We start from the raw sequence: 19,126 nt of genomic DNA on the forward strand, positions 1-19,126 counted from the left end.
CCGGGGATCGGCCTCGGGCCAACTATCCTGGGCTGGTGACACCCACCCCCTCAGCCCCCCGGCCCGTATTGGTCGTCGACTTCGGCGCACAGTACGCCCAGCTGATCGCGCGTCGCGTGCGTGAGGCCAAGGTGTACTCGGAGATCGTCCCTCACACCTTCACCGTCGAGCAGATGCTCGCCAAGGACCCGGCAGCGATCATCCTGTCCGGCGGTCCGTCGTCCGTGTACGCGCAGGGCGCGCCCTTCGTGGACCCCGCGCTGTTCGAGGCCGGCGTGCCCGTCCTCGGCATCTGCTACGGCTTCCAGGCCATGGCCAAGGCGCTCGGCGGGACGGTCGCGCAGACCGGGCTCAGCGAGTACGGCGGCACGTCGGTCGACGTCTGCCAGGCCGGTGCGCTGCTCTCGGGCTCGCCCGACCAGCAGACCGCCTGGATGAGCCACGGCGACGCCGTGCACGCGGCCCCCGAGGGCTTCGAGGTCCTCGCGACCTCGGCGGGCTCGCCGGTCGCGGCCTTCGAGAACACCGAGCGTCGCCTGTACGGCGTGCAGTGGCACCCCGAGGTCAAGCACTCCCCGCTGGGCCAGAAGGCCCTCGAGAACTTCCTGTACCAGGGCGCCGGCCTCGCCGGTGACTGGACCCCGGGCAACGTCATCGCCGACCAGATCGCGCTCATCCGCGAGCAGGTCGGGGACGCACGCGTCATCTGCGGCCTGTCCGGCGGCGTCGACTCCTCGGTCGCCGCGGCCCTCGTCCAGCAGGCCGTGGGCGACCAGCTCACGTGCGTGTTCGTCGACCACGGCCTGCTGCGCGCGGGCGAGGTCGAGCAGGTCGAGCGCGACTTCGTCGCGGCCACGGGCGTCAAGCTCGTCGTCATGGACGAGAAGCAGCGCTTCCTCTCGGCGCTCGCGGGCCACTCGGACCCCGAGACCAAGCGCAAGATCATCGGCCGCGAGTTCATCCGCGCGTTCGAGCAGGCGGCGCGCGACATCGTCGCGGACGCGGGCGAGCACGGTGGTGAGGTCAAGTTCCTCGTCCAGGGCACCCTGTACCCGGACGTCGTCGAGTCCGGCGGCGGCGAGGGCACGGCCAACATCAAGAGCCACCACAACGTGGGCGGCCTGCCCGACGACCTGCAGTTCTCGCTCGTCGAGCCGCTGCGGGCCCTGTTCAAGGACGAGGTGCGCGCCGTGGGCCGCGAGCTCGGCGTGCCCGAGGTCATCGTTGCCCGCCAGCCGTTCCCCGGTCCCGGTCTCGGCATCCGCATCGTCGGCGAGGTCACGGCCGAGCGCCTGGAGATCCTGCGCGCGGCCGACGCGATCGCGCGCGAGGAGCTCACGAAGGCCGGCCTGGACGACGAGATCTGGCAGTGCCCCGTCGTGCTCCTGGCCGACGTCCGCTCGGTCGGCGTCCAGGGCGACGGCCGCACCTACGGCCACCCGATCGTGCTGCGCCCCGTGTCCTCCGAGGACGCCATGACCGCGGACTGGACCCGTCTGCCTTACGACGTCCTCGCGATCATCTCGACGCGCATCACGAACGAGGTCAAGGACGTCAACCGCGTCGTGCTCGACGTGACGAGCAAGCCGCCGGGCACCATCGAGTGGGAGTGACCTCCCGCTGAGCCACGAAGGGCCGGCCCCCGCAGAGCGATCTGCAGGGGCCGGCCCTTCGGCGTCCGGGGTGGTGCGGGGTCGGCGCCGGTCAGCCCTGCGCGGTGCCCGCCGTCCGCTCCTCGCGGTACGCCGCTGCCTTCTCGTACGCCTTCTCGACGTCCGCGAGCACGCTCAGCCACCCGCTCGACGGCCGGACCGCGCGGTTGTGAGCGACGATGCGGTCGAGCAGGCCGTCCTGCTCCACGAGGCGCACGATCTGGTCCGTCATCGCTGCGTCGTCGGCGGCGAGCAGGCCGTCGACCCCGTCGGTCAGCCGTTCGGCCACCCCGGACTCCGCGCGCGTCACCACCACCAGGCCCGCGGCCTGCGCCTCGAGCGCCGCGATCCCGAACGACTCCTGGATCGCGGGGGCCGCGAACACGTCGGCGCGCGAGTAGAGGCGCTTGAGCTCGTGCGCGCCGAGGCGCCCCGGGAGGCTGACCGTCGAGGAGAGCCCGTGCTCCTTGACGAAGCGGCGGGCCGCGTCGAGCTCGGGGCCCTCGCCCGCGATCGTCGCGAACAGCGCGTCGTGCGGCAGGCGCTCGACGGCCTGCCGGATCGACTCGAGCAGCGGCAGGACCCGCTTGCGGGGCGCGAACCGGGTCGCGGCGACGACGTGCACGGCCTTGCCCTCGCCGCGCGCGTCCCGCTCGACGCGCGGGACGGCCCACTCGTCGAGGTCCAGCCCGTTGTGCAGGATCTCTACGGGCACGTCGGGCCCGGCGATGCGGCGCAGCGGGGCGGCCGTCAGCTCGCTCACGGCCGACAGCAGGATCGGGAGGCGCGACCAGTGCGTGACGCGGTCGAGCGCGGCGAACCACCGCTCGGCGGAGCCCCACACGCTGTGCACGGTCAGGACCGCGGGCAGGCCCAGGTGGGCGACGGGCTTGAGCGACGCCTGCACCGACGGCGTGAGGACGCCCATGTGCAGGTGCACGACGTCGGGGCGCGCGTCCCGCAGGAGACGTGCCACGTGGTGGGCGGCCCGCGGGTGCACGGGGTAGCCACCGGGGATCCGGGCGGCCACGCGGTGGATCGTGACGCCGTCGTGCACCTCGCGGCTCATGCCGTGCTCGCCGGGCGCCGCGGGCGTCGTGGTGACCACCTCGACGTGGTGGCCGGCCGCGGCCTGCTGGGCCGCGAGGCGGCTCACCTGGGTCTCGATGCCGCCGAGCAGCGGCAGGTAGCAGTCCGTCACATGGGTGATCCTCACCCCAGGATTCTCCCATCGACGCGTCCACGGACCGTGCCCGGCTGGCCTGATTCGGGGTCGAACAGACCTTTCGTCCGGCGGAGACGACGAATCGTCGCTACGTTGACATCAAAGAATCGGCTCGGGGAGGGATATCGCAATGTCCAGCACTGTCACGGTTCGGCCGGCGAAGGGCGTAGGGGTCATCGGGATCCTCACCGTCATCGCCGGGATTGTCATGATCATCGCCGGTGGCGTCACGTGGGGGGTCGTCACCTCGCAGCTGTCGGCCGAGGACATCACGGTGTCCGACGACGCGGACTTCCTCGCAGGACGCCACGTCAACGGTCCGTTCACCGCCTACGCCCAGGCGGAGGTCATCAACAAGCACGCGCTCGAGATCAGCGACGGCCAGACCTACGCCGAGCTCCCGCAGGACGACGAGCGGCGCGCCACGGTCATGAACGCCTCGTTCCTGCGTGCCTCGCTGTTCACCTCGGTCGTCGCCTACGGCGTCTCGGCACTGGTCATCGGCCTGGGCATCCTGTTCATCCTCATCGGTATCGCTCTGCGGCGGATCGCGAGCGGCCCGGCCGTCGCGGTCGAGACGTCGGACGGCTACTCGTCGGGCGGCAACCTGTCGGCGGCCCCGGCCCCGGCGACGCACACCCCGGCCCACGCTGCGCCCGCAGCACCGGTCACGCCCGCACCGACGACCCCGGCTCCCACGACCCCGCCCGTCACGCCGCCGACCCGCACGTCGGCTCACGCGGCGCCGGTCGTGGAACCCAAGAGCCCGGGGGTCCCTGCGACGCAGACCGACCCGATCGTCGAGCCCAAGAGCCCAGGGGTCCCGCCGACCGGTCCGGACACGCCTCCGACGACGCCCCCCGCGGGGGACACGCCTCCGCGCTGAGGTCCTCTTCCAGGTGCACGACGGCGGCGCACCGGCCCTACCGGACCGGTGCGCCGCCGTCGTGCTCACCCCTGCTGTCGTGAGTGCGGGGTTCTGCTGCGACTCGCCGGGCGTGTCGCAGCAGAACCCCGCACTCGGCGAGCCGGGCTCAGCGCCTGGCGCGCTCGCGGGCGCTGCGGCGGCTGCTCGACACGATCGAGCTCACCACGAGCACCAGACCCGCGACGCTCAGCAGGGCGATGAGCGCGAGGTCGAGGTCGTACGTCGCACCGAGGGCCAGTGCGAGGATGCCGGCCCCGACGGCGACGATGACGAATCCCCACACGACCGTCCCGACCCGCAGCCCACGGTCGCGCGGGTCGTCCTCGGGCGGGAGCTGCGCCTTCTGCTGCGCCGTGACGTTCCACTGCGCGGCCGGGTCGACCGCGGGGGTCGGCCCGGGAGCCGGTGGCTGCGTCGACAGGGGAGGCGACGACGCGGCCGCGACCGGGACCGGCTCGGGGTCGACCGGTGCGTCCTGCACCGGGTACGCCTGGGCGTGCGTCGGGGGCACGACCGGCAGGGCGAGCGTGGGGTCGGTGACCGGCAGAGCCTGGGTCGCCTCGCCGCGGAAGATCTCGTCCGCCAGGTCGTCCTCGTGCACGGGGCCGGACTCGACGACCTGCGTCGTGTCGGGGTCGGCCTCGTCGGTGCCGTCGGGAGACCCACCCTCCGAGGGGGCCTCGTCGTCGGCGACCTCACCTGACGTGACGGGCAGCTCGATCGTGGGGTCGACCGGCGGGAGGGCCTGGGTCTCGCGCGCGTCGTCGGACTCGTAGGGGTTCTTCTCGGTGGTCATGATTCCTCCCGGATGGTCACGTCGCCGGCGGAGACGTCGACCTCGAGCAGCAGCACGGGGCCGGTGCCGTCGGTGACGGAGTCGGTGACGAAGGTGTGCGGTCGGGTGTTGACGCCGTTGATGGAGCGGCGCTCGCCGTCGACCGTCCAGGTCGCGTTGCCCGCGAGGACGCGGACCTCGGCCTCGACCGGGGTGTCGGCCGGGACGATCACGGTGAGGTCCCCGGCGCTCAGGTCGATCGGGACGACGACCGGGTCCTCCCCGACGGTGCTCAGGTCGAGCTGGCTGAGGTCGACCACGGGGTTGCCGAACGTGAAGGCGAAGCCGTTCTCCGCGTCCTGGACCGAGGTCACCGTGTACGTGGCGTCGGAGACGCGGGCCGTGAGGTCGGTGTCGATGTTGTCGATGCTGCTGTTCAGGCCCGCGATCGGCAGCGCGATGAGCGTCGCGACGATCGCGAGGCCGCCCAAGGCACCGCTCGTGCGGCCCCGCAGGCCGGAGACGATGACCCCGAGCCCGAGCAGGACGATGGTCGCGCCGATCCACGTGTAGAAGAACGGCACGTCGATCACGTCGCGGCGCTCGAGCAGCAGGAGGACCGCGGCGCCCAGGAGGCTCACGCCGAGCGTGATCCCCACGACCGCGGTCCCGGGACCGCGCGGACGCCGGGCCGCGCGGGCACGCTGCTCCTCGGCACGACGCTGGCGCTCGATCTCACGCTCGGCGCGGCGCCGAGCGTGGTCGTGGGCGCGGGCCGCCTGCTGCGCGGCGGCCTGCTGGGCCGCGTACGCCTGGGGCGGGACGGGGCGCTGGGCGGGGTAGCCCGGCGGCGGAACCGGCGCCGAGGCGGTGTACGCGGGGCCTGACGGCGCCGCCGGGGCCGCGGGGTACGTCACCCCAGGGGCGGGCTGGGCGCCGGGGGCAGGTGCTCCGTAGGGCGGGCGAGGCTGCTGCCAGCCCTGCGGGGGCGGGCCCTGCTGGGTGGGTGCGCCGGTGAACGGCTGAGCGGGGTAGGGCTGCTTGGGCGGCACGGGTCCGCCAGGATGCTGGGCGTTCTGCCCGGTCGCCCGGTTCGCCGCGTACCTGCGGTAGTCGCTGCGCCGGTTGACGACCAGGACGATCACGACGACCACGGCCGCGGTCCACAACAGGCCGTTGAGCCACTCGAGCCCGGCGAAGTGCCACCAGGAGAGCCAGCCGTTGTTCCAGCTCAGACCGACGATCGTGGTGGCCGCAGCACCGAGCATGGCCACGTCGAAGTCGCCGCGGATCGCCTGCTGGAGGTGGATGCGCCCGTCGCGGGACTCGGGGAGCAGGGCCCACGCGAGCCCGTACAGGACGAGGCCGGCGCCGGTGAGGAACACCGAGACGACGAGGATGCCGCGCACGATCAGGGGATCGATCCCGAACCGGTCGGCGACGCCACCCGCGACGCCACCGACCCAGCGGTCCTCCGACCGGGAGACGCCGATGCGTCGTACGGTGTCGAAGAAGCCGTCCATGCCGCTGGACGGGCCGCCGGACTGACCGGGGGCCTGGTGCGGCGCGCCACCAGGGGCGCCCGGCCCCCCGGGCTGGGGTCCGGGCTGGCCGGCGCCGCTCGGGGTGCTCGTCGCGTAGGGAGGCCCGGCATGCTGCTGGGGTGCTCCGGTCGGTGCGGAGCTCCCGGCCGGGGGTTCTGGGGAGGTGTCCTCGGTGCTCATGGCTCAAGCCTGGCCCGGGAGGTGTGCCGAGGGGTATCGGGTGATCCCCTGATCCGACCCTGATCCTGTCGATGGCCGACCCTGAACTTTCGCCTCGAGAGCGGACGAACGGGGCGTTCCGGCCGGTGGGGCGGCCTGGGCGTGTGACCATCAGAGAGTGACACCGACAGAGCGACCAGCCAGGAGACTTCCCCTCCGGCGCCCCGAGCAGGGGCGCTGGGTCGGTGGGGTGTGCCGCGGCCTCTCGCTGCACCTCGACCTGCCCGTGGGTGCGGTGCGCCTCGTGCTGGCCCTCATGGCGCTGGCGGGCGGCGCGGGCATCGTGCTGTACGTCTTCCTCTGGGTCACGGTCCCCGCCGGGGACCCGGCGCAGGTGGCCGACGAAGAACGTCCCGCGTCGCTGCGACGCATCGCCCCCCGGCTCCAGGGCCGGGTGCGCAAGCTGCCGGTGCGCGACGTCGCGATCGGCGTGGTCCTGCTGAGCGGGGCGGCCGTGCTCCTGGCCTCGCGGGCCGGCGTGAACATCGAGGTCTCGTGGGTCCTGCCGGTCCTCATTGCGCTCGCCGGCACGGCGCTGGCCTGGTCCCAGCTGGACGCCGCGCAGCGGGGCCGCTGGCTGTCGCGGGCGGGAGGACGCACCCCGGCCGGCGTGGTGCGGCTCGCGGGCGGTCTCGTCCTGGTGCTCGTGGGGGTGCTGCTCCTGGTGGGGCAGGACTCGACGGCCTCGGACATGGTCCGGGCGACGGTCGCGTCGCTCGCGGTGCTCGCGGGCGCGGCGATCGTGCTCGCCCCGTGGTGGCTGCGGCTCGTGCGCGAGCTCGGCGACGAGCGTGCCGCGCGTGCGCGGGAGGCCGAGCGGGCCGACATCGCGGCGCACCTGCACGACTCGGTCCTCCAGACCCTTGCTCTCATCCGGTCGAGCGCGGCCGACGCCGACACGGTCGCGCGGCTCGCCCGCGCTCAGGAGCGCGAGCTCCGCGAGTGGTTGTACAACGACCGACCTGCTCCTGGTACATCGCTCGCGGCGGAGCTGCGCACGCTCGTCGGAGAGGTCGAGGACCGGCAGAGCTGGCGGCTGGCGGCGGGCGCCGCAGCCGCGGCCGGGGTCGCCGCGGCGGGGACCGTCGGGGACGGCGGATCGGCGGGGACCGCAGCCGTGGTCGTCGACGTCGTCGTCGTGGGGGACTGTGTCCCGACCGACGAGACCACCGCGCTCCTCCAGGCCACGCGCGAGGCGCTCGTGAACGCCGTCGCCCACGGGCGCCCGCCCGTCTCGGTCTACCTCGAGGTCTCGGACGACGCCGTGGAGGTGTTCGTCCGCGACCGCGGGGACGGGTTCGAGATGAAGGACATCGCCCAGGACCGCTTCGGTGTGCGCGAGTCGATCATCGGCCGCGTCACGCGCAAGGGCGGCAGCGCCGAGGTCGTCTCGCGGCCGGGCTGGGGCACCGAGGTGCGGCTCAAGGTGCACCGGGCCGCCGAGAGCGAGGTCCAGCCCGCCGCCGAGACTGCGGCGGGGGCGGCCTCCGGACCTAGGATGCCGGTGGGGCCCGACGCGGGTGCGGCGCCGACCAGGCACGAGGGCCCGTCGCCACGGACCCCGGACGGCCCCGTACCGGACCCGGTCCCCGCGCAGCGCCCCGGACGCCCCGGACGACCCGGACGAACCGCACGATCGACCCAGGAGCGTACGTGACCACCATCCCCAGCCCCGCGCAGAGCACCGTCCCCGGTGCGCCGGTCCCGGTCGTCCTCGTCGACGACCACCACATGTTCCGCGCGGGGGTGCGGGCCAGCCTGGACGGCCGCGTCGACATCGTCGGGGAGGCCGACAGCGTCGACGGCGCGGTCGAGGCGATCCGGGCGCTGCGCCCGCCGGTCGTGCTGCTCGACGTGCACCTCCCCGGCGGCAACGGCGGCGGCGGGGCCGAGGTCATCACGCGGTGCTCGGACCTCCTGGGCTCGACGCGTTTCCTGGCGCTGTCCGTGTCGGACGCGGCCGAGGACGTCGTGGCCGTGATCCGCGCGGGCGCCCGGGGCTACGTGACCAAGGCGATCTCCGGACCGGACCTGGCGGGGGCCGTGGTGCAGGTCGCGAGCGGGGACGCCGTCTTCTCGCCGCGCCTCGCGGGCTTCGTGCTCGACGCCTTCGGGACCGGCCAGGCGGACGTGGCCGTGGCCGACGACGAGCTCGACCGGCTCTCGGCACGCGAGCAGGAGGTCATGCGCCTCATCGCCCGCGGGTACGCCTACCGCGAGGTCGCCTCGGAGCTCTTCATCTCCGTCAAGACGGTCGAGACCCACGTGTCCTCGGTGCTGCGCAAGCTCCAGCTCTCGTCGCGTCACGAGCTCACGCGCTGGGCGGCCGCGCGACGGCTCCTGTAGGCCCGCGCCGCTGGGGCCCCGGCGCCTCGTCAGGGGCGAGATGTCGCCGTATTGCCAGGTGAGAAGCGGGGGTCGCGCGCCGCCGCGGAGCGATAGCCTGGAGGCACCCGGTGAAGCCCTCCGGCCCGACGAAAAGGAACCTCCGACGTGACGTACGTGATTGCTCAGCCTTGTGTGGACGTGAAGGACAAGGCGTGCATCGAGGAGTGTCCGGTGGACTGCATCTACGAGGGCAAGCGGTCGTTGTACATCCATCCGGACGAGTGCGTGGACTGTGGTGCGTGCGAGCCGGTGTGTCCGGTGGAGGCGATCTACTACGAGGACGACGTGCCCTCGGAGTGGAGCGACTACTACCGGGCGAACGTGGAGTTCTTCGACGACCTGGGGTCGCCGGGTGGTGCGGCGAAGATGGGCATGATCGACAAGGACGACCCGATGATCGCGGCCCTGGCCCCGCAGGCCTGAGGAACGCGAGCCGCCGAGAACCTCGAGAACGTGGGGGCCGTCATCCACCGGATGACGGCCCCCAGCACGTCCTCGACGTTCTCGCCCGTCCTCAGCCCTGCGGCTCGACCGGTCGAGACGGTCAGCCGAGCCCGGCCGCCCGCCACGCCGGGCTCACCCGCACCACGTCGCCGATCACGGTCACGGCAGGAGCGCGGACGCCGGCCGCGGTCGCGACGTCGGCAATGGTCGCGAGGGTCCCCACGGTGGACCGCTGTCGCGGGCCGTACCCGTCCTCGACGACCGCGACGGGGGTCTCGGGCGACCGGCCCGAGGCCACGAGCGCGGCCGCGGAGTCGCGGAGCCGCGAGACGCCCATGAGCAGGACGACGGTGTGGTCGGAGGCCGCAGGCACCTTGCCGATGTCCTCGTGCCCGGTCAGGACGGTGAAACCGCGCGACCAGCCGCGGTGCGTCACGGGGATGCCCACCGCGGCGGGCACGGACACGGCGCTCGTCACGCCGGGCACGACCTCGACGGGGATGCCGTGCTCCTCGCACGCGATGAGCTCCTCGCCTCCGCGCCCGAACACGTACGGGTCGCCGCCCTTGAGCCGGACGACGCGGCGTCCGGCGAGCGCGTGCTCGACCAGCAGCGCGTTGATCTCCTCCTGCGGGACCGGGTGGAACCCCGGGGTCTTGCCGACGTCGATCACCACGACGTCGTCGGCGAGCTCGTCGAGCAGGGCGCGCGGGCCCAGCCGGTCGGTCACCACGACCTCGGCCTGCGCGAGCAGACGGCGTCCGCGCGCCGTGACGAGCCCGGGGTCGCCGGGTCCGCCGCCCACCAGCGCGACGGTCCCGCGGCCCGCAGCGGGTCGGCCCGGCCGCAGCGGGAGCTCGCCCGTCGCCAGGAGGGCGTCGATCGCGTCTCGGACGCGCTGGGCGCGTCGGGGGTCGCGGCCGGCGTTCACGGCCACGACGACCTCGGTCGTGGCGGTCGTGGCAGCGGAGGTGGTGTCGTCCGCCACGGTCACCCGGGCCACGGCCGGGACCCACGCGCTCCCGGCCTCGGCGTCACCCGCGCTCACGTAGAAGACGCGTAGCGCCTCGGCCTCGGCCGCGACGGCCGCGTCGACCTCGGAGGAGCCGGTCGCGGTGTGCACGAGCCACGCGCCCTCGAGGTCTCCTGGCCGGAACGAGCGCGCCTCCCAGGCCACCGACCCGGCCGCGCCGGGCCCGTCGGGGCGAGCGGCGCCGTCGGGCAGGGGGGCGACCAGCAGCGCCAGGTCCTCGCAGACCTCCGGCGCGACGACACGCACGTGCGCGCCCGCGAGGACGAGCGACCGGGTCCGCCGCGCGGCGACCGGGCCGCCGCCCACGACGACCACGAGACGGCCCGCGATCCGCAGACCGAGGGGGTAGAGCTCAGGGTTCATGCGCCCATCATCGCCCGAAAGCGGCGGTGGCCAGCTCACGCCGGCGCAGCAGCCACCCCGAGCCCTTGCCGGCCGACGTCTCGGGGGCCAGGCCCCGACGACGCAGCATCGACTTCTCGACCGGCGCGAAGAACAGCAGCTCGATGACCATGCCGACCACGAGGATCAGCAGGATCGCGGTGAAGACGAGCGCCATGTCGGACAGCTCGCGCCCCTGCTGGAGGAACGCGCCCAGCCCGAACCCGATCCCGCCGCCGACCGCGATGATCTCCGCGGCCATGAGCGAGCGCCACGAGAACGCCCAGCCCTGCTTGAGGCCCGCGAGGTAGCCGGGGAAGGCCGCGGGCAGGATGACGTCCTTGATCATCTGGAACCGGCCCGCGCCCAGGACCTGACCCACGCGCCGGTACAGCGGCGGCACCTGGTCCACGCCCGACACGATCCCGTTGATGATCGAGGGCACCGCGCCCATGAGGATCACGAAGTACACCGTGGCGTCGGACAGCCCGAACCAGATGATGCCCGCGGGCACCCAGGCGACCGACGGCAGCACCTGCAGGCCCGTGATGATGGGCCCGAAGGAGACACGCACCCAGCGCACGCGGGCCACGAGGATGCCGAGCGGCGTGCCGATCGCGACGGCCGCGAGGAAGCCCAGGACGCCGCGCTCGAGGCTCGTCCCGAGGGCCTGCCACAGCGTGCCGCTCTCCGCGGCGCGCGTGACGGCCTCCCAGACCTGCTCGGGGCCGGGCAGGTTGTAGATGGGCTGGACCTCGAGCCACACGAGGGTCTGCCAGACGGCGAGCAGGATCGCGATCGCGAGGACCGGCGGGTAGACGGCGTGGAACGCCGTGGACCACCGGCTCGCGGTGGGGGCGACGGTCGTCTGGAGGGCGTCGAGGCCCGCCTCGATGTCGCTCACGTCCTTGGCGTGCCCGACGGCGGCCCCCGCCTCGCGCGGACCGGTCGCGACGGCGTCGCGCGTCTCGGGCGAGTGCCCGGACGCGTCCGGGCCAGGCAGGGCCCCGTCGCGCGGGGCCACGGTCTCGGTGCTCTTCGACGTCTCAGACGGCATGACGGCGGATCTCCTCACGGAGGTCGTTGGTGATCTCGGTCGCGAGGCGCGACGCGGCGGCGGCCTCGATGCTGCGCTGCTCGTCGGCCCCGTACACGTCGACGTCCCACTCGCGCACGATGCGCCCGGGGCGCGACGACATGAGCAGCACGCGCTGCCCGAGCCGCACGGCCTCGCGCACGTTGTGCGTGATGAACACGATCGTGCGGCCCGTCTGCTCCCAGACGCGTTCGAGCTCGTCGTGCAGCAGGTCACGGGTGATGGCGTCGAGCGCCGCGAACGGCTCGTCCATGAGCAGGACGTCCCGCTCCTGGGCGAGCGAGCGGGCCAGTGCGACGCGCTGGCGCATGCCGCCCGAGAGCTCGTGGACGCGCTTGTCGCCCGAACCGTCGAGCCGCACGAGCGAGAGCAGCTCGGCGGCCCGCTCGCGGCGCTCGGAGCGGGGCACGCCCCGGAACTTCAGGGCGAGCTCGATGTTGCGGCTCGCGGTGAGCCAGGGGAACAGCGCGGACTCCTGGAACATCAGGGCCGCGCCGTCCCCGGCGACCTCCACGTCCCCCGTGGTCGGGCGCTCGAGACCCGCGACGATGTTGAGCAGCGTCGACTTCCCGCAGCCGGAGGCTCCGAGCAGGCAGACGAACTCGCCCTGCGCGATGTCCAGGTCGATCCCGTCGAGCACCGGGGCGCCGTCGGGGGAGAACCGCTTGGACACGCCGCGCAGGCGGACGCCGGTCGTGGGACCGGCCCCGTCGCTCGGTGCCGTTGCGTCTGCTCCGGTCGGGGTGCCCGTACGGGCGGGGGACGTGGTGGTCATCGTGCTACTCCTTGCCGAGACCTGCGGCGGAGACGGTCGGCTGACCGGCCTCCTTCAGCACCTTGTTGAGGAGGCTCAGGTCGTAGATGCCGTCGAGGTCCGCCTCGGTGGTGGTCCCGGCCGTCACGCCGTCCTCGAGCAAGGTGTTGAGCGTGCCCGCGAGCGGGTCCGTCGTGAAGGTGATGTTGGTGAAGGCGCGGTCGAGGACCGCGTCCGACAGGGGCTTGCCGGCGATCTTCTCGATCTCGCCGTTGACGAGCGGCTTGGCCTCGTCCGGGTTGGCGTTGAGCCAGTCGATCGCCGCGACCTCGCCGCGCAGGAGCGCCTCGACGGTCTCCGGGTGCTCTTCGAGGAAGTCGGTGCGGACGATGAGGTGCGTGGTGAGGAACTGGCCGTCGTTCCACAGGTCCTTCTCGTCGACCAGGACGTGGGCGCCCGCGTCGAGCACGAGGCGCGAGGCCCAGGGCTCGGGCAGCCAGCCACCGTCGAGCTCGCCGTTCTGGAACAGCGTGAGGGTCTGGGCGTTCTCGGTCGGGGTGACCGCGACGTCTCCGCCTCCCTGGATGTCGTTCTTCAGGCCGTTCTCGGTGAGCCAGGCGCGCAGCGCGACGTCCTGGGTCCCGCCGAGCTGGGGCGAGGCGATCTTGGTGCCCTTGAGGTCGGCGGCCGTGTCGATCCCGTCGCGCACGACGAGCTGGGCCCCGCCCGACGTCGAGCCCGCGATGATGCGCACGGCCTCTCCGTTCGACTTCACGAAGTTGTTGATCGCGGGGTTGGGGCCGATGAACGTGGCGTCGATGGCCCCCGCGTTGAGGGCCTCGATCGCGGCGGGTCCGGCGTTGAACACCTGGGTCGAGAGCTTGGTGTCGCCCAGGGCTTCCTCGAACTGTCCGCCGGCGACCCCGACGAGGGCCGGGGCGTGCGTGACGTTGGCGAAGTAGCCGAGGCGGAGCTCGTCGGCGGGGCCGCTCGAGGCGTCGGGGCTGTCGGCGGCGTCGGACGTGCCCGTGGAGCAGGCGGAGAGCAGGAGCAGCGGTGCGACGGCGAGCGCGGCGACCGCGGAGCGGGTCCGGGCGAAGCGGTGTCGTGACGTGCCGGCTCGGGTCGTGCGGGTCGGGCGGGACGACGTGTTCATGGTGGGTCCTTCTGGATGGTCGGTAGTTGCCTGGCGGTGGACGTGTCGAGTCCCGGCAGCGCCGATCCGTGCAGTACGCGATCCGAGGGCCCGGTGGTCCGGGCCCGACCTGCGGTGGTCGGGGGACCTCAGATCGCGTACTGCACGGGACGCTGCGAAGGACATCGCACGGCCGCCAGGGCGTCTCCGACCATTCCTGCTGCGAGGGTGCCGCCGTCCTGACCGTCGATCAGGAGGAAGGCACCGGTGCGGCGCGAGGTGACGTACTCCTCGGCCGCGACGGGTGAGGCGAGGCGCAGGGTGACGCGCCCGATGTCGTTGAGCTCGAGCGCCTCCGCGGGCTCGAGCTCGGCGGTGTCGAGGTCCAGGCGCCCGACGACGTCGCGCACCACGGCCTGCACGGTGCGGGTCGTGTGCTTGAGCAGCACGCGGGTGCCGGGGCGCAGCGTCTTGTCGCTGAGCCACGCGACGGTGCCCTCGACGTCCTGCGTGACCTGCGGGGCGTCGGCTGCCGCCGCGATGAGGTCGCCGCGGGCGATGTCGATCTCGTCCGTGAGGCGGATCGTGACCGACTGCGGGGCGAAGGCCTCGGCGAGCGTGCCGTCAGCCGTGTCGATGCCCTCGACCGTGCTCTTCTTCCCGCTGGGCAGGACCACGACCTCGTCGCCCACGCGGACCACGCCCGAGGCGATCTGGCCCGCGTACCCGCGGTAGTCGCGGAACCGCTCCTCGAGGGCCGCACCCTGGGGGCGCAGGACGACCTGGACGGGGAAGCGGAAGGCCTCGGTGTCGGGCGTCTCGGCCGCGGGGAGCTCCTCGAGCAGGTCGAGCAGGCTCGGTCCGTCGTACCAGGGTGTCCGGCCGTCGGGGCCGCCCGAGCGGTCGACGACGTTGACGCCCTCGAGCGCCGAGACGGGCAGCGTGAGGATGTGCGCGACGCCGAGCGAGGCCGCGGCCTCGCGGATCTGGCCCGCGAGCTCCTCGTAGCGCTCCTGGCTGTAGTCGACCAGGTCGATCTTGTTGACGGCGACGATCACGTGGGGCACGCGCAGGAGGCTCGCGACCGCGAGGTGGCGGCGCGTCTGCTCGAGCAGTCCCTTGCGGGCGTCGATGAGCAGCACGACGACGTCGGCCGTCGAGGCCCCCGTGACGGTGTTGCGCGTGTACTGCACGTGCCCGGGGCAGTCGGCCAGGATGAACGAGCGCTTGGCCGTCGCGAAGTAGCGGTAGGCGACGTCGATCGTGATGCCCTGCTCGCGCTCGGCGCGCAGTCCGTCGGTCAGCAGCGCGAGGTCGGCCGTGGCGAGGCCGCGGTCGCGCGAGACGCGCTCGACGGCGTCGAGCTGGTCCGCGAGGACGGACTTGGAGTCGAACAGCAGACGGCCGACGAGCGTCGACTTCCCGTCGTCGACGGACCCGGCGGTGGCGAGGCGCAGCAGGGTGCTCGTGGGCAGCGGGTGCGTGGTGGTGGCGCTCACTAGAAGTACCCCTCCTTCTTGCGGTCTTCCATGGCGGCTTCGGAGATCCGGTCGTCGGCGCGCGTGGCGCCGCGCTCGGTGATGCGGGTCGCGGCGACCTCGGTGATGACGTCGTCGACCGTGTAGGAGTCGGATTCGACCGCGCCCGTGCACGACATGTCGCCCACGGTCCGGTAGCGCACGGTCTCGGTGCGGACGTTCGCGGCCTCGGCGTCGTTGCGCGGCTGGGAGTACGGTCCGACGGCGAGCAGCATGCCGTCGCGCTCGAAGACCTCGCGCTCGTGCGCGTAGTAGAGGCTGGGCAGGTCGATCTTCTCGGCCGCGATGTAGCGCCAGATGTCGAGCTCGGTCCAGTTGCTCAGCGGGAACGCGCGGACGTGCTCGCCCGGGCGGTGGCGGCCGTTGTACAGGTTCCACAGCTCGGGCCGCTGGTTGCGCGGGTCCCACTGGCCGAACTCGTCGCGCAGCGAGATGACGCGCTCCTTGGCGCGCGCCTTCTCCTCGTCGCGGCGGCCGCCACCGAACACGGCGTCGAACTTGTGGCCCGTGATGGCGTCGAGCAGCGGCTGGGTCTGGAGCGGGTTGCGCGTGCCGTCGGCGCGCTCCAGGAGGCGGCCGTCGTCGAGGTAGTCCTGGACGCTCGCGACCTCGAGGCGGGCGCCGAGGCGCTCGACGGTCGCGTCGCGGTACGCGAGGACCTCGGGGAAGTTGTGCCCCGTGTCGACGTGCAGCAGCGGGAACGGCACGGGGGCGGGCCAGAACGCCTTGGTCGCCAGGTGCAGCATGACGACCGAGTCCTTGCCGCCGCTGAAGAGCAGCACGGGGCGCTCGAACTCCGCGACGACCTCGCGGATGATGTGGACGGCCTCGGACTCGAGGGACTCGAGCTGCGTGAGGCGGTAGGTGGGGGCGGTCTCAGGAGTCTCTGCGGTCCCGGTGGGGGAGACAGGTGGGGCGAGGGGGGCGGTCAAGGCGTCGCTCTTCTCGTCGGGGTGCGTGGGGTGGTCGGTCGGCACGTCGGTGGGCACCGTCCGGTGGTGCGTGGTCGCGGCGCTCATACGTGGAGCCCGCACTCGGTCTTGTCGAGCCCGGCCCACCGGCCTGCGCGCGGGTCCTCGCCGGGGGCGACGCGGCGCGTGCAGGGCGCGCAGCCGATCGAGGGGTACCCGTCGTTGAGGAGCGGGTTGAGGACGACCTGGTGGTCGGCCGCGTAGCCGAGCAGGTCGTCGAAGGACCAGGCGGCGAGCGGGTTGATCTTGACCAGCCCGTTCTTCTCGTCCCAGGTCACGAGCGGGGTGTTGGTGCGGGTCGGGGCCTCGTCGCGGCGCACGCCCGTGACCCAGACCTCGTACTCGCCGAGCGTGCGGGTCAGGGGCTCGACCTTGCGCATCGCGCAGCACGCGGCGGGGTCGCGCGACCAGAGGTCCTTGCCGTGCGCCTCGTCCTGCTGGGCGACGGTGAGCTGCGGCAGGACGTCGACGATCGTGACCTCCATCTGCTGCTCGACGGCGTCGCGCGTGCCCGAGGTCTCGGGGAAGTGGTAGCCGGTCTCGAGGAACAGGACGTCGACCCAGGGGGCCTGTTGCGCGACGACGTGCGGCAGGACCGCGTCGGCCATGGAGCACGCGACGGCGATCGAGTCGCCGAACTCGCGCACGGCCCAGGCGACGACCTGTTCGGCGGTCGCTTCCGGGTGGTCGCTGTCTGGTGCGCCGGGCGTCCCTCGTCCGTGCAGCTCGGCCTGACCGCGCTCGACGATCGCACGCAGCTCGTCGGCCGACCGCTGGGGGCGGGCGTTCTGGGCGCGCCGGGCCGCGTGCGCGGCCCTGGACTCGGCGCGCGCCTCGGTGCGTGCCCTGGCGGCCGCGCGCAGGGCGGCGAGCGGGTCGCCGCCGGTCGCCGTGCCCGCAGCGCCCACGGTGCCCGACGGCGCCGCTCCGGCAGAGTGCGCGGCCCCGCCCGGGTTCGTGGTCATCCCGCTCATCGCAGCGACTCCTCGTCCGCGCGGTGCGCCCACTGGGCGAAGCTCTCCTCGCCGTCCTTCTCCTTCTCGAACTGGCGCACGACGCGCTCGACGTACTCGGGCAGGTCGTCGTTGGTGACCTTGAGGCCGCGCACGGTCCGGCCGAGGCCGGCCTCCGCGCGGTCGTCCGAGGTCAGGCCGCCGCCCAGGTGGACCTGGAACCCGGGGACCTGGTTGCCGTCGTCGTCCATCACGAGCTGGCCCTTGAGGCCGATGTCCGCGGTCTGGATGCGGGCGCAGGAGTTGGGGCAGCCGTTGATGTGCAGCGAGAGCGGCTTCATCGCGGAGAGGTCGCCGAGGCGCTTCTCGAGGTCGTCGATCGCGCGGCTCGCCGCGGCCTTGGTCTCGACGATCGCGAGCTTGCAGTACTCGATGCCCGTGCACGCGATGGTGCTGCGGCGGAACGGGCTCGGGTTCGCGTCGAGGCCCTGCTCCTTGAGCCCGGACACGACACGCTCGAGGTGCTCGTCGGGGACGTCGAGCACGAGCAGCTTCTGGTGCGGGGTGAAGCGCACGCGGTGCGACCCGGCCGACTCGGCGAGGTCCGCGACGGCCGCGAGGATGCTCCCCGAGACGCGGCCGACGTAGGGAGCGGCGCCGATGTAGTTGAGGCCGTCCTTCTGCTTGTGCACGCCGACGTGGTCGCCCGGCTGGGACGGCTGCGGGGCGGGCGGGCCGTCGGGCAGCGCGTAGCCCAGGTACTCGGTCTCGAGCACCTCGCGGAACTTCGCCGGTCCCCAGTCAGCGAGCAGGAACTTCAGGCGGGCCTTGTTGCGCAGGCGGCGGTAGCCGTAGTCGCGGAAGATCTGGACGACCCCGTGCCACACGTCGGCCACCTGCTCCTCGGTGACGAACGCGCCGAGGCGCTCGCCCAGCCGGGGGTTGGCGGACAGGCCGCCGCCGACCCACACGTCGAAGCCGACGCCGAGCTCGGGGTGCTCGAGCGCGACGAAGCCCACGTCGTTGATCTCGTGGACGACGTCCTGGGAGGGGTGGCCCGTCACGGCGGTCTTGAACTTGCGGGGCAGGTTCGCGAGCTCGGGGACCCCGATGTACTTGTCGGTGATCTCCTTGATGACCCGGGCGGGGTCGATCAGCTCGTCCGCGGCGATCCCGGCGACCGGGCTGCCCAGGACGACGCGCGGCACGTCGCCGCAGGCCTCGGTCGTCTGCAGCCCCACGGACTCGAGCCGGCGCCAGATCTCGGGGACGTCCTCGACCTCGACCCAGTGGAGCTGGATGTTCTGGCGGTCCGTGATGTCGGCGCTGTCGCGGCCGAAGTCGCGCGAGATGTCCGCGATGACGCGCAGCTGCTCGGTCGTGACCGCGCCACCGTCGATGCGGACGCGGAGCATGAAGTACTTGTCCTCGAGCTCGTGCGGCTCGAGCGCCGCGGTGCGCCCGCCGTCGATCCCGGGCTTGCGCTGCGTGTACAGGCCCCACCAGCGGAAGCGTCCGTGCAGGTCGTCGCCCGTGATCGAGTCGAAGCCCTCGCGCGAGTAGACGTCCTCGATGCGCTGGCGCACCGAGAGGCCGCCGTCCTCCTGCTTCCACTTCTCGTTGCCGTTGAGCGGCTCCTTGCCGTCGACGGCCCACTGGCCGTTGGGCCGGGCGACGCGCGCGGGGCGGGCCGGGCGCTCGGGGCGAGCGGCGGCGTCGGGCACCTGCGAGGTGGACTCGGTGCCGGCGCTCGGGCCGACCGGTGCGGGGGTGCTGCTGCCTGCCGGCTGACCGGCGACCGGGGTCGCGTCAGTGGCGGTGTTCGGCGGCGTCATCGTGCTCCTCGTGGGGGGACGTGGGCACGCGGACCGAAGGACTCAGCAGAGAACGAGGGGGCTGAGGGCCGACCACGCGCGCCCTTGGCTCAGGAAGATGGCGAGCGGTCGGCGAGGACGGCTCGGGCTGAGTCAGGCGCGGGTCAACAACAACAGCAGAAGCTGTTGCGGGCGCAGGCCGTCGACTCGTGACGCGTCGTCACGAGGAGGAGGTGCGCTGCCGTGGTCATGGCGGGAACGCTACAGAGGCAGCGG

The 19,126-nt window shown here is 73.1% G+C and carries 16 protein-coding genes; 5 read left to right on the forward strand and 11 right to left on the reverse strand.

Annotated features, from left to right (window positions below; all coding sequences use genetic code 11):
• Positions 1-35: 35 nt before the first annotated feature.
• Positions 36-1,613, forward strand: coding sequence for a glutamine-hydrolyzing GMP synthase (gene guaA, locus ACZDYF_RS03600; RefSeq protein ID WP_191791438.1), 1,578 nt, complete (start codon positions 36-38; stop codon positions 1,611-1,613).
• 91 nt (positions 1,614-1,704) lie between these two features.
• Here the strand turns inward: guaA and ACZDYF_RS03605 are convergent, their stop codons facing one another.
• Positions 1,705-2,868 (reverse strand): glycosyltransferase family 4 protein, encoded by a 1,164-nt coding sequence (locus tag ACZDYF_RS03605; RefSeq protein ID WP_475053441.1) that lies wholly within the window; start codon positions 2,866-2,868, stop codon positions 1,705-1,707.
• Between the two features lie 139 nt (positions 2,869-3,007).
• Between ACZDYF_RS03605 and ACZDYF_RS03610 the strand changes: the two genes are divergently transcribed.
• Positions 3,008-3,763, forward strand: a complete 756-nt coding sequence (locus ACZDYF_RS03610) for a hypothetical protein (protein ID WP_475053446.1) — start codon at positions 3,008-3,010, stop codon at positions 3,761-3,763.
• A 148-nt stretch (positions 3,764-3,911) separates the two neighbouring features.
• Here ACZDYF_RS03610 and ACZDYF_RS03615 read toward each other — a convergent pair whose 3' ends face one another.
• The gene (locus ACZDYF_RS03615; protein WP_475053450.1) at positions 3,912-4,601 is read right to left on the reverse strand and encodes a hypothetical protein; all 690 of its coding nucleotides are present in this window, start codon (positions 4,599-4,601) and stop codon (positions 3,912-3,914) included.
• On the reverse strand, positions 4,598-6,304 hold the full coding sequence (locus ACZDYF_RS03620; protein ID WP_475053455.1) for a PspC domain-containing protein: 1,707 nt from the start codon (positions 6,302-6,304) through the stop codon (positions 4,598-4,600). Before ACZDYF_RS03620 ends, ACZDYF_RS03615 begins: the two co-directional genes overlap by 4 nt.
• 157 nt (positions 6,305-6,461) lie before the next feature.
• Between ACZDYF_RS03620 and ACZDYF_RS03625 the strand changes: the two genes are divergently transcribed.
• The 3 genes from ACZDYF_RS03625 to fdxA all read left to right on the forward strand — a co-directional run bounded on the left by ACZDYF_RS03625 (position 6,462) and on the right by fdxA (position 9,154).
• Complete coding sequence (locus ACZDYF_RS03625; protein WP_475053458.1) at positions 6,462-8,000, forward strand: ATP-binding protein; 1,539 nt, start codon at positions 6,462-6,464, stop codon at positions 7,998-8,000.
• Between the two features lie 5 nt (positions 8,001-8,005).
• On the forward strand, positions 8,006-8,689 hold the full coding sequence (locus ACZDYF_RS03630) for a LuxR C-terminal-related transcriptional regulator (RefSeq protein ID WP_372440792.1): 684 nt from the start codon (positions 8,006-8,008) through the stop codon (positions 8,687-8,689).
• A gap of 147 nt (positions 8,690-8,836) precedes the next feature.
• A complete protein-coding gene (gene fdxA / locus ACZDYF_RS03635; RefSeq protein ID WP_129429411.1) occupies positions 8,837-9,154 on the forward strand; it encodes a ferredoxin in 318 nt (105 codons plus the stop codon).
• Positions 9,155-9,275: 121 nt separating this feature from the next.
• Here fdxA and cobA read toward each other — a convergent pair whose 3' ends face one another.
• The 8 genes from cobA to ACZDYF_RS03675 form a co-directional block, all read right to left on the reverse strand.
• On the reverse strand, positions 9,276-10,571 hold the full coding sequence (gene cobA, locus ACZDYF_RS03640; protein WP_475053460.1) for a uroporphyrinogen-III C-methyltransferase: 1,296 nt from the start codon (positions 10,569-10,571) through the stop codon (positions 9,276-9,278).
• Between the two features lie 7 nt (positions 10,572-10,578).
• On the reverse strand, positions 10,579-11,646 hold the full coding sequence (locus tag ACZDYF_RS03645; RefSeq protein ID WP_475053465.1) for an ABC transporter permease: 1,068 nt from the start codon (positions 11,644-11,646) through the stop codon (positions 10,579-10,581).
• Positions 11,636-12,460 carry an ABC transporter ATP-binding protein gene (locus ACZDYF_RS03650; protein WP_475053468.1) on the reverse strand — a complete coding sequence of 275 codons (825 nt, stop codon included), beginning with the start codon at positions 12,458-12,460 and terminating at the stop codon, positions 11,636-11,638. Before ACZDYF_RS03650 ends, ACZDYF_RS03645 begins: the two co-directional genes overlap by 11 nt.
• Positions 12,461-12,464: 4 nt before the next feature.
• Positions 12,465-13,595, reverse strand: coding sequence for an ABC transporter substrate-binding protein (locus ACZDYF_RS03655; protein ID WP_475053470.1), 1,131 nt, complete (start codon positions 13,593-13,595; stop codon positions 12,465-12,467).
• 128 nt (positions 13,596-13,723) lie between these two features.
• Complete coding sequence (locus ACZDYF_RS03660) at positions 13,724-15,073, reverse strand: sulfate adenylyltransferase subunit 1 (RefSeq protein WP_475053472.1); 1,350 nt, start codon at positions 15,071-15,073, stop codon at positions 13,724-13,726.
• Positions 15,073-16,131, reverse strand: a complete 1,059-nt coding sequence (gene cysD / locus ACZDYF_RS03665; protein WP_475053474.1) for a sulfate adenylyltransferase subunit CysD — start codon at positions 16,129-16,131, stop codon at positions 15,073-15,075. Before cysD ends, ACZDYF_RS03660 begins: the two co-directional genes overlap by 1 nt.
• A complete protein-coding gene (locus ACZDYF_RS03670; RefSeq protein ID WP_475053477.1) occupies positions 16,128-17,057 on the reverse strand; it encodes a phosphoadenylyl-sulfate reductase in 930 nt (309 codons plus the stop codon). The genes cysD and ACZDYF_RS03670 overlap by 4 nt, the downstream gene beginning before the upstream one ends.
• Positions 17,054-18,871 (reverse strand): nitrite/sulfite reductase, encoded by a 1,818-nt coding sequence (locus tag ACZDYF_RS03675; protein WP_191789436.1) that lies wholly within the window; start codon positions 18,869-18,871, stop codon positions 17,054-17,056. Before ACZDYF_RS03675 ends, ACZDYF_RS03670 begins: the two co-directional genes overlap by 4 nt.
• Positions 18,872-19,126: the final 255 nt, after the last annotated feature.

The sequence above is a fragment of the Oerskovia sp. PE-21s genome, from assembly GCF_056158145.1.

Excerpts from the sequence above, each read along its gene's own strand:
- cobA (WP_475053460.1), bottom strand. The coding sequence starts at position 10,571 with ATGAACCCTGAGCTCTACCCCCTCGGTCTGCGGATCGCGGGCCGTCTC.
- ACZDYF_RS03670 (WP_475053477.1), bottom strand. The coding sequence starts at position 17,057 with ATGAGCGGGATGACCACGAACCCGGGCGGGGCCGCGCACTCTGCCGGA.
- ACZDYF_RS03645 (WP_475053465.1), bottom strand. The coding sequence starts at position 11,646 with ATGCCGTCTGAGACGTCGAAGAGCACCGAGACCGTGGCCCCGCGCGAC.
- ACZDYF_RS03615 (WP_475053450.1), bottom strand. The coding sequence starts at position 4,601 with ATGACCACCGAGAAGAACCCCTACGAGTCCGACGACGCGCGCGAGACC.
- ACZDYF_RS03610 (WP_475053446.1), top strand. The coding sequence starts at position 3,008 with ATGTCCAGCACTGTCACGGTTCGGCCGGCGAAGGGCGTAGGGGTCATC.
- ACZDYF_RS03650 (WP_475053468.1), bottom strand. The coding sequence starts at position 12,460 with ATGACCACCACGTCCCCCGCCCGTACGGGCACCCCGACCGGAGCAGAC.
- ACZDYF_RS03675 (WP_191789436.1), bottom strand. The coding sequence starts at position 18,871 with ATGACGCCGCCGAACACCGCCACTGACGCGACCCCGGTCGCCGGTCAG.
- cysD (WP_475053474.1), bottom strand. The coding sequence starts at position 16,131 with ATGAGCGCCGCGACCACGCACCACCGGACGGTGCCCACCGACGTGCCG.
- ACZDYF_RS03655 (WP_475053470.1), bottom strand. The coding sequence starts at position 13,595 with ATGAACACGTCGTCCCGCCCGACCCGCACGACCCGAGCCGGCACGTCA.
- ACZDYF_RS03620 (WP_475053455.1), bottom strand. The coding sequence starts at position 6,304 with ATGAGCACCGAGGACACCTCCCCAGAACCCCCGGCCGGGAGCTCCGCA.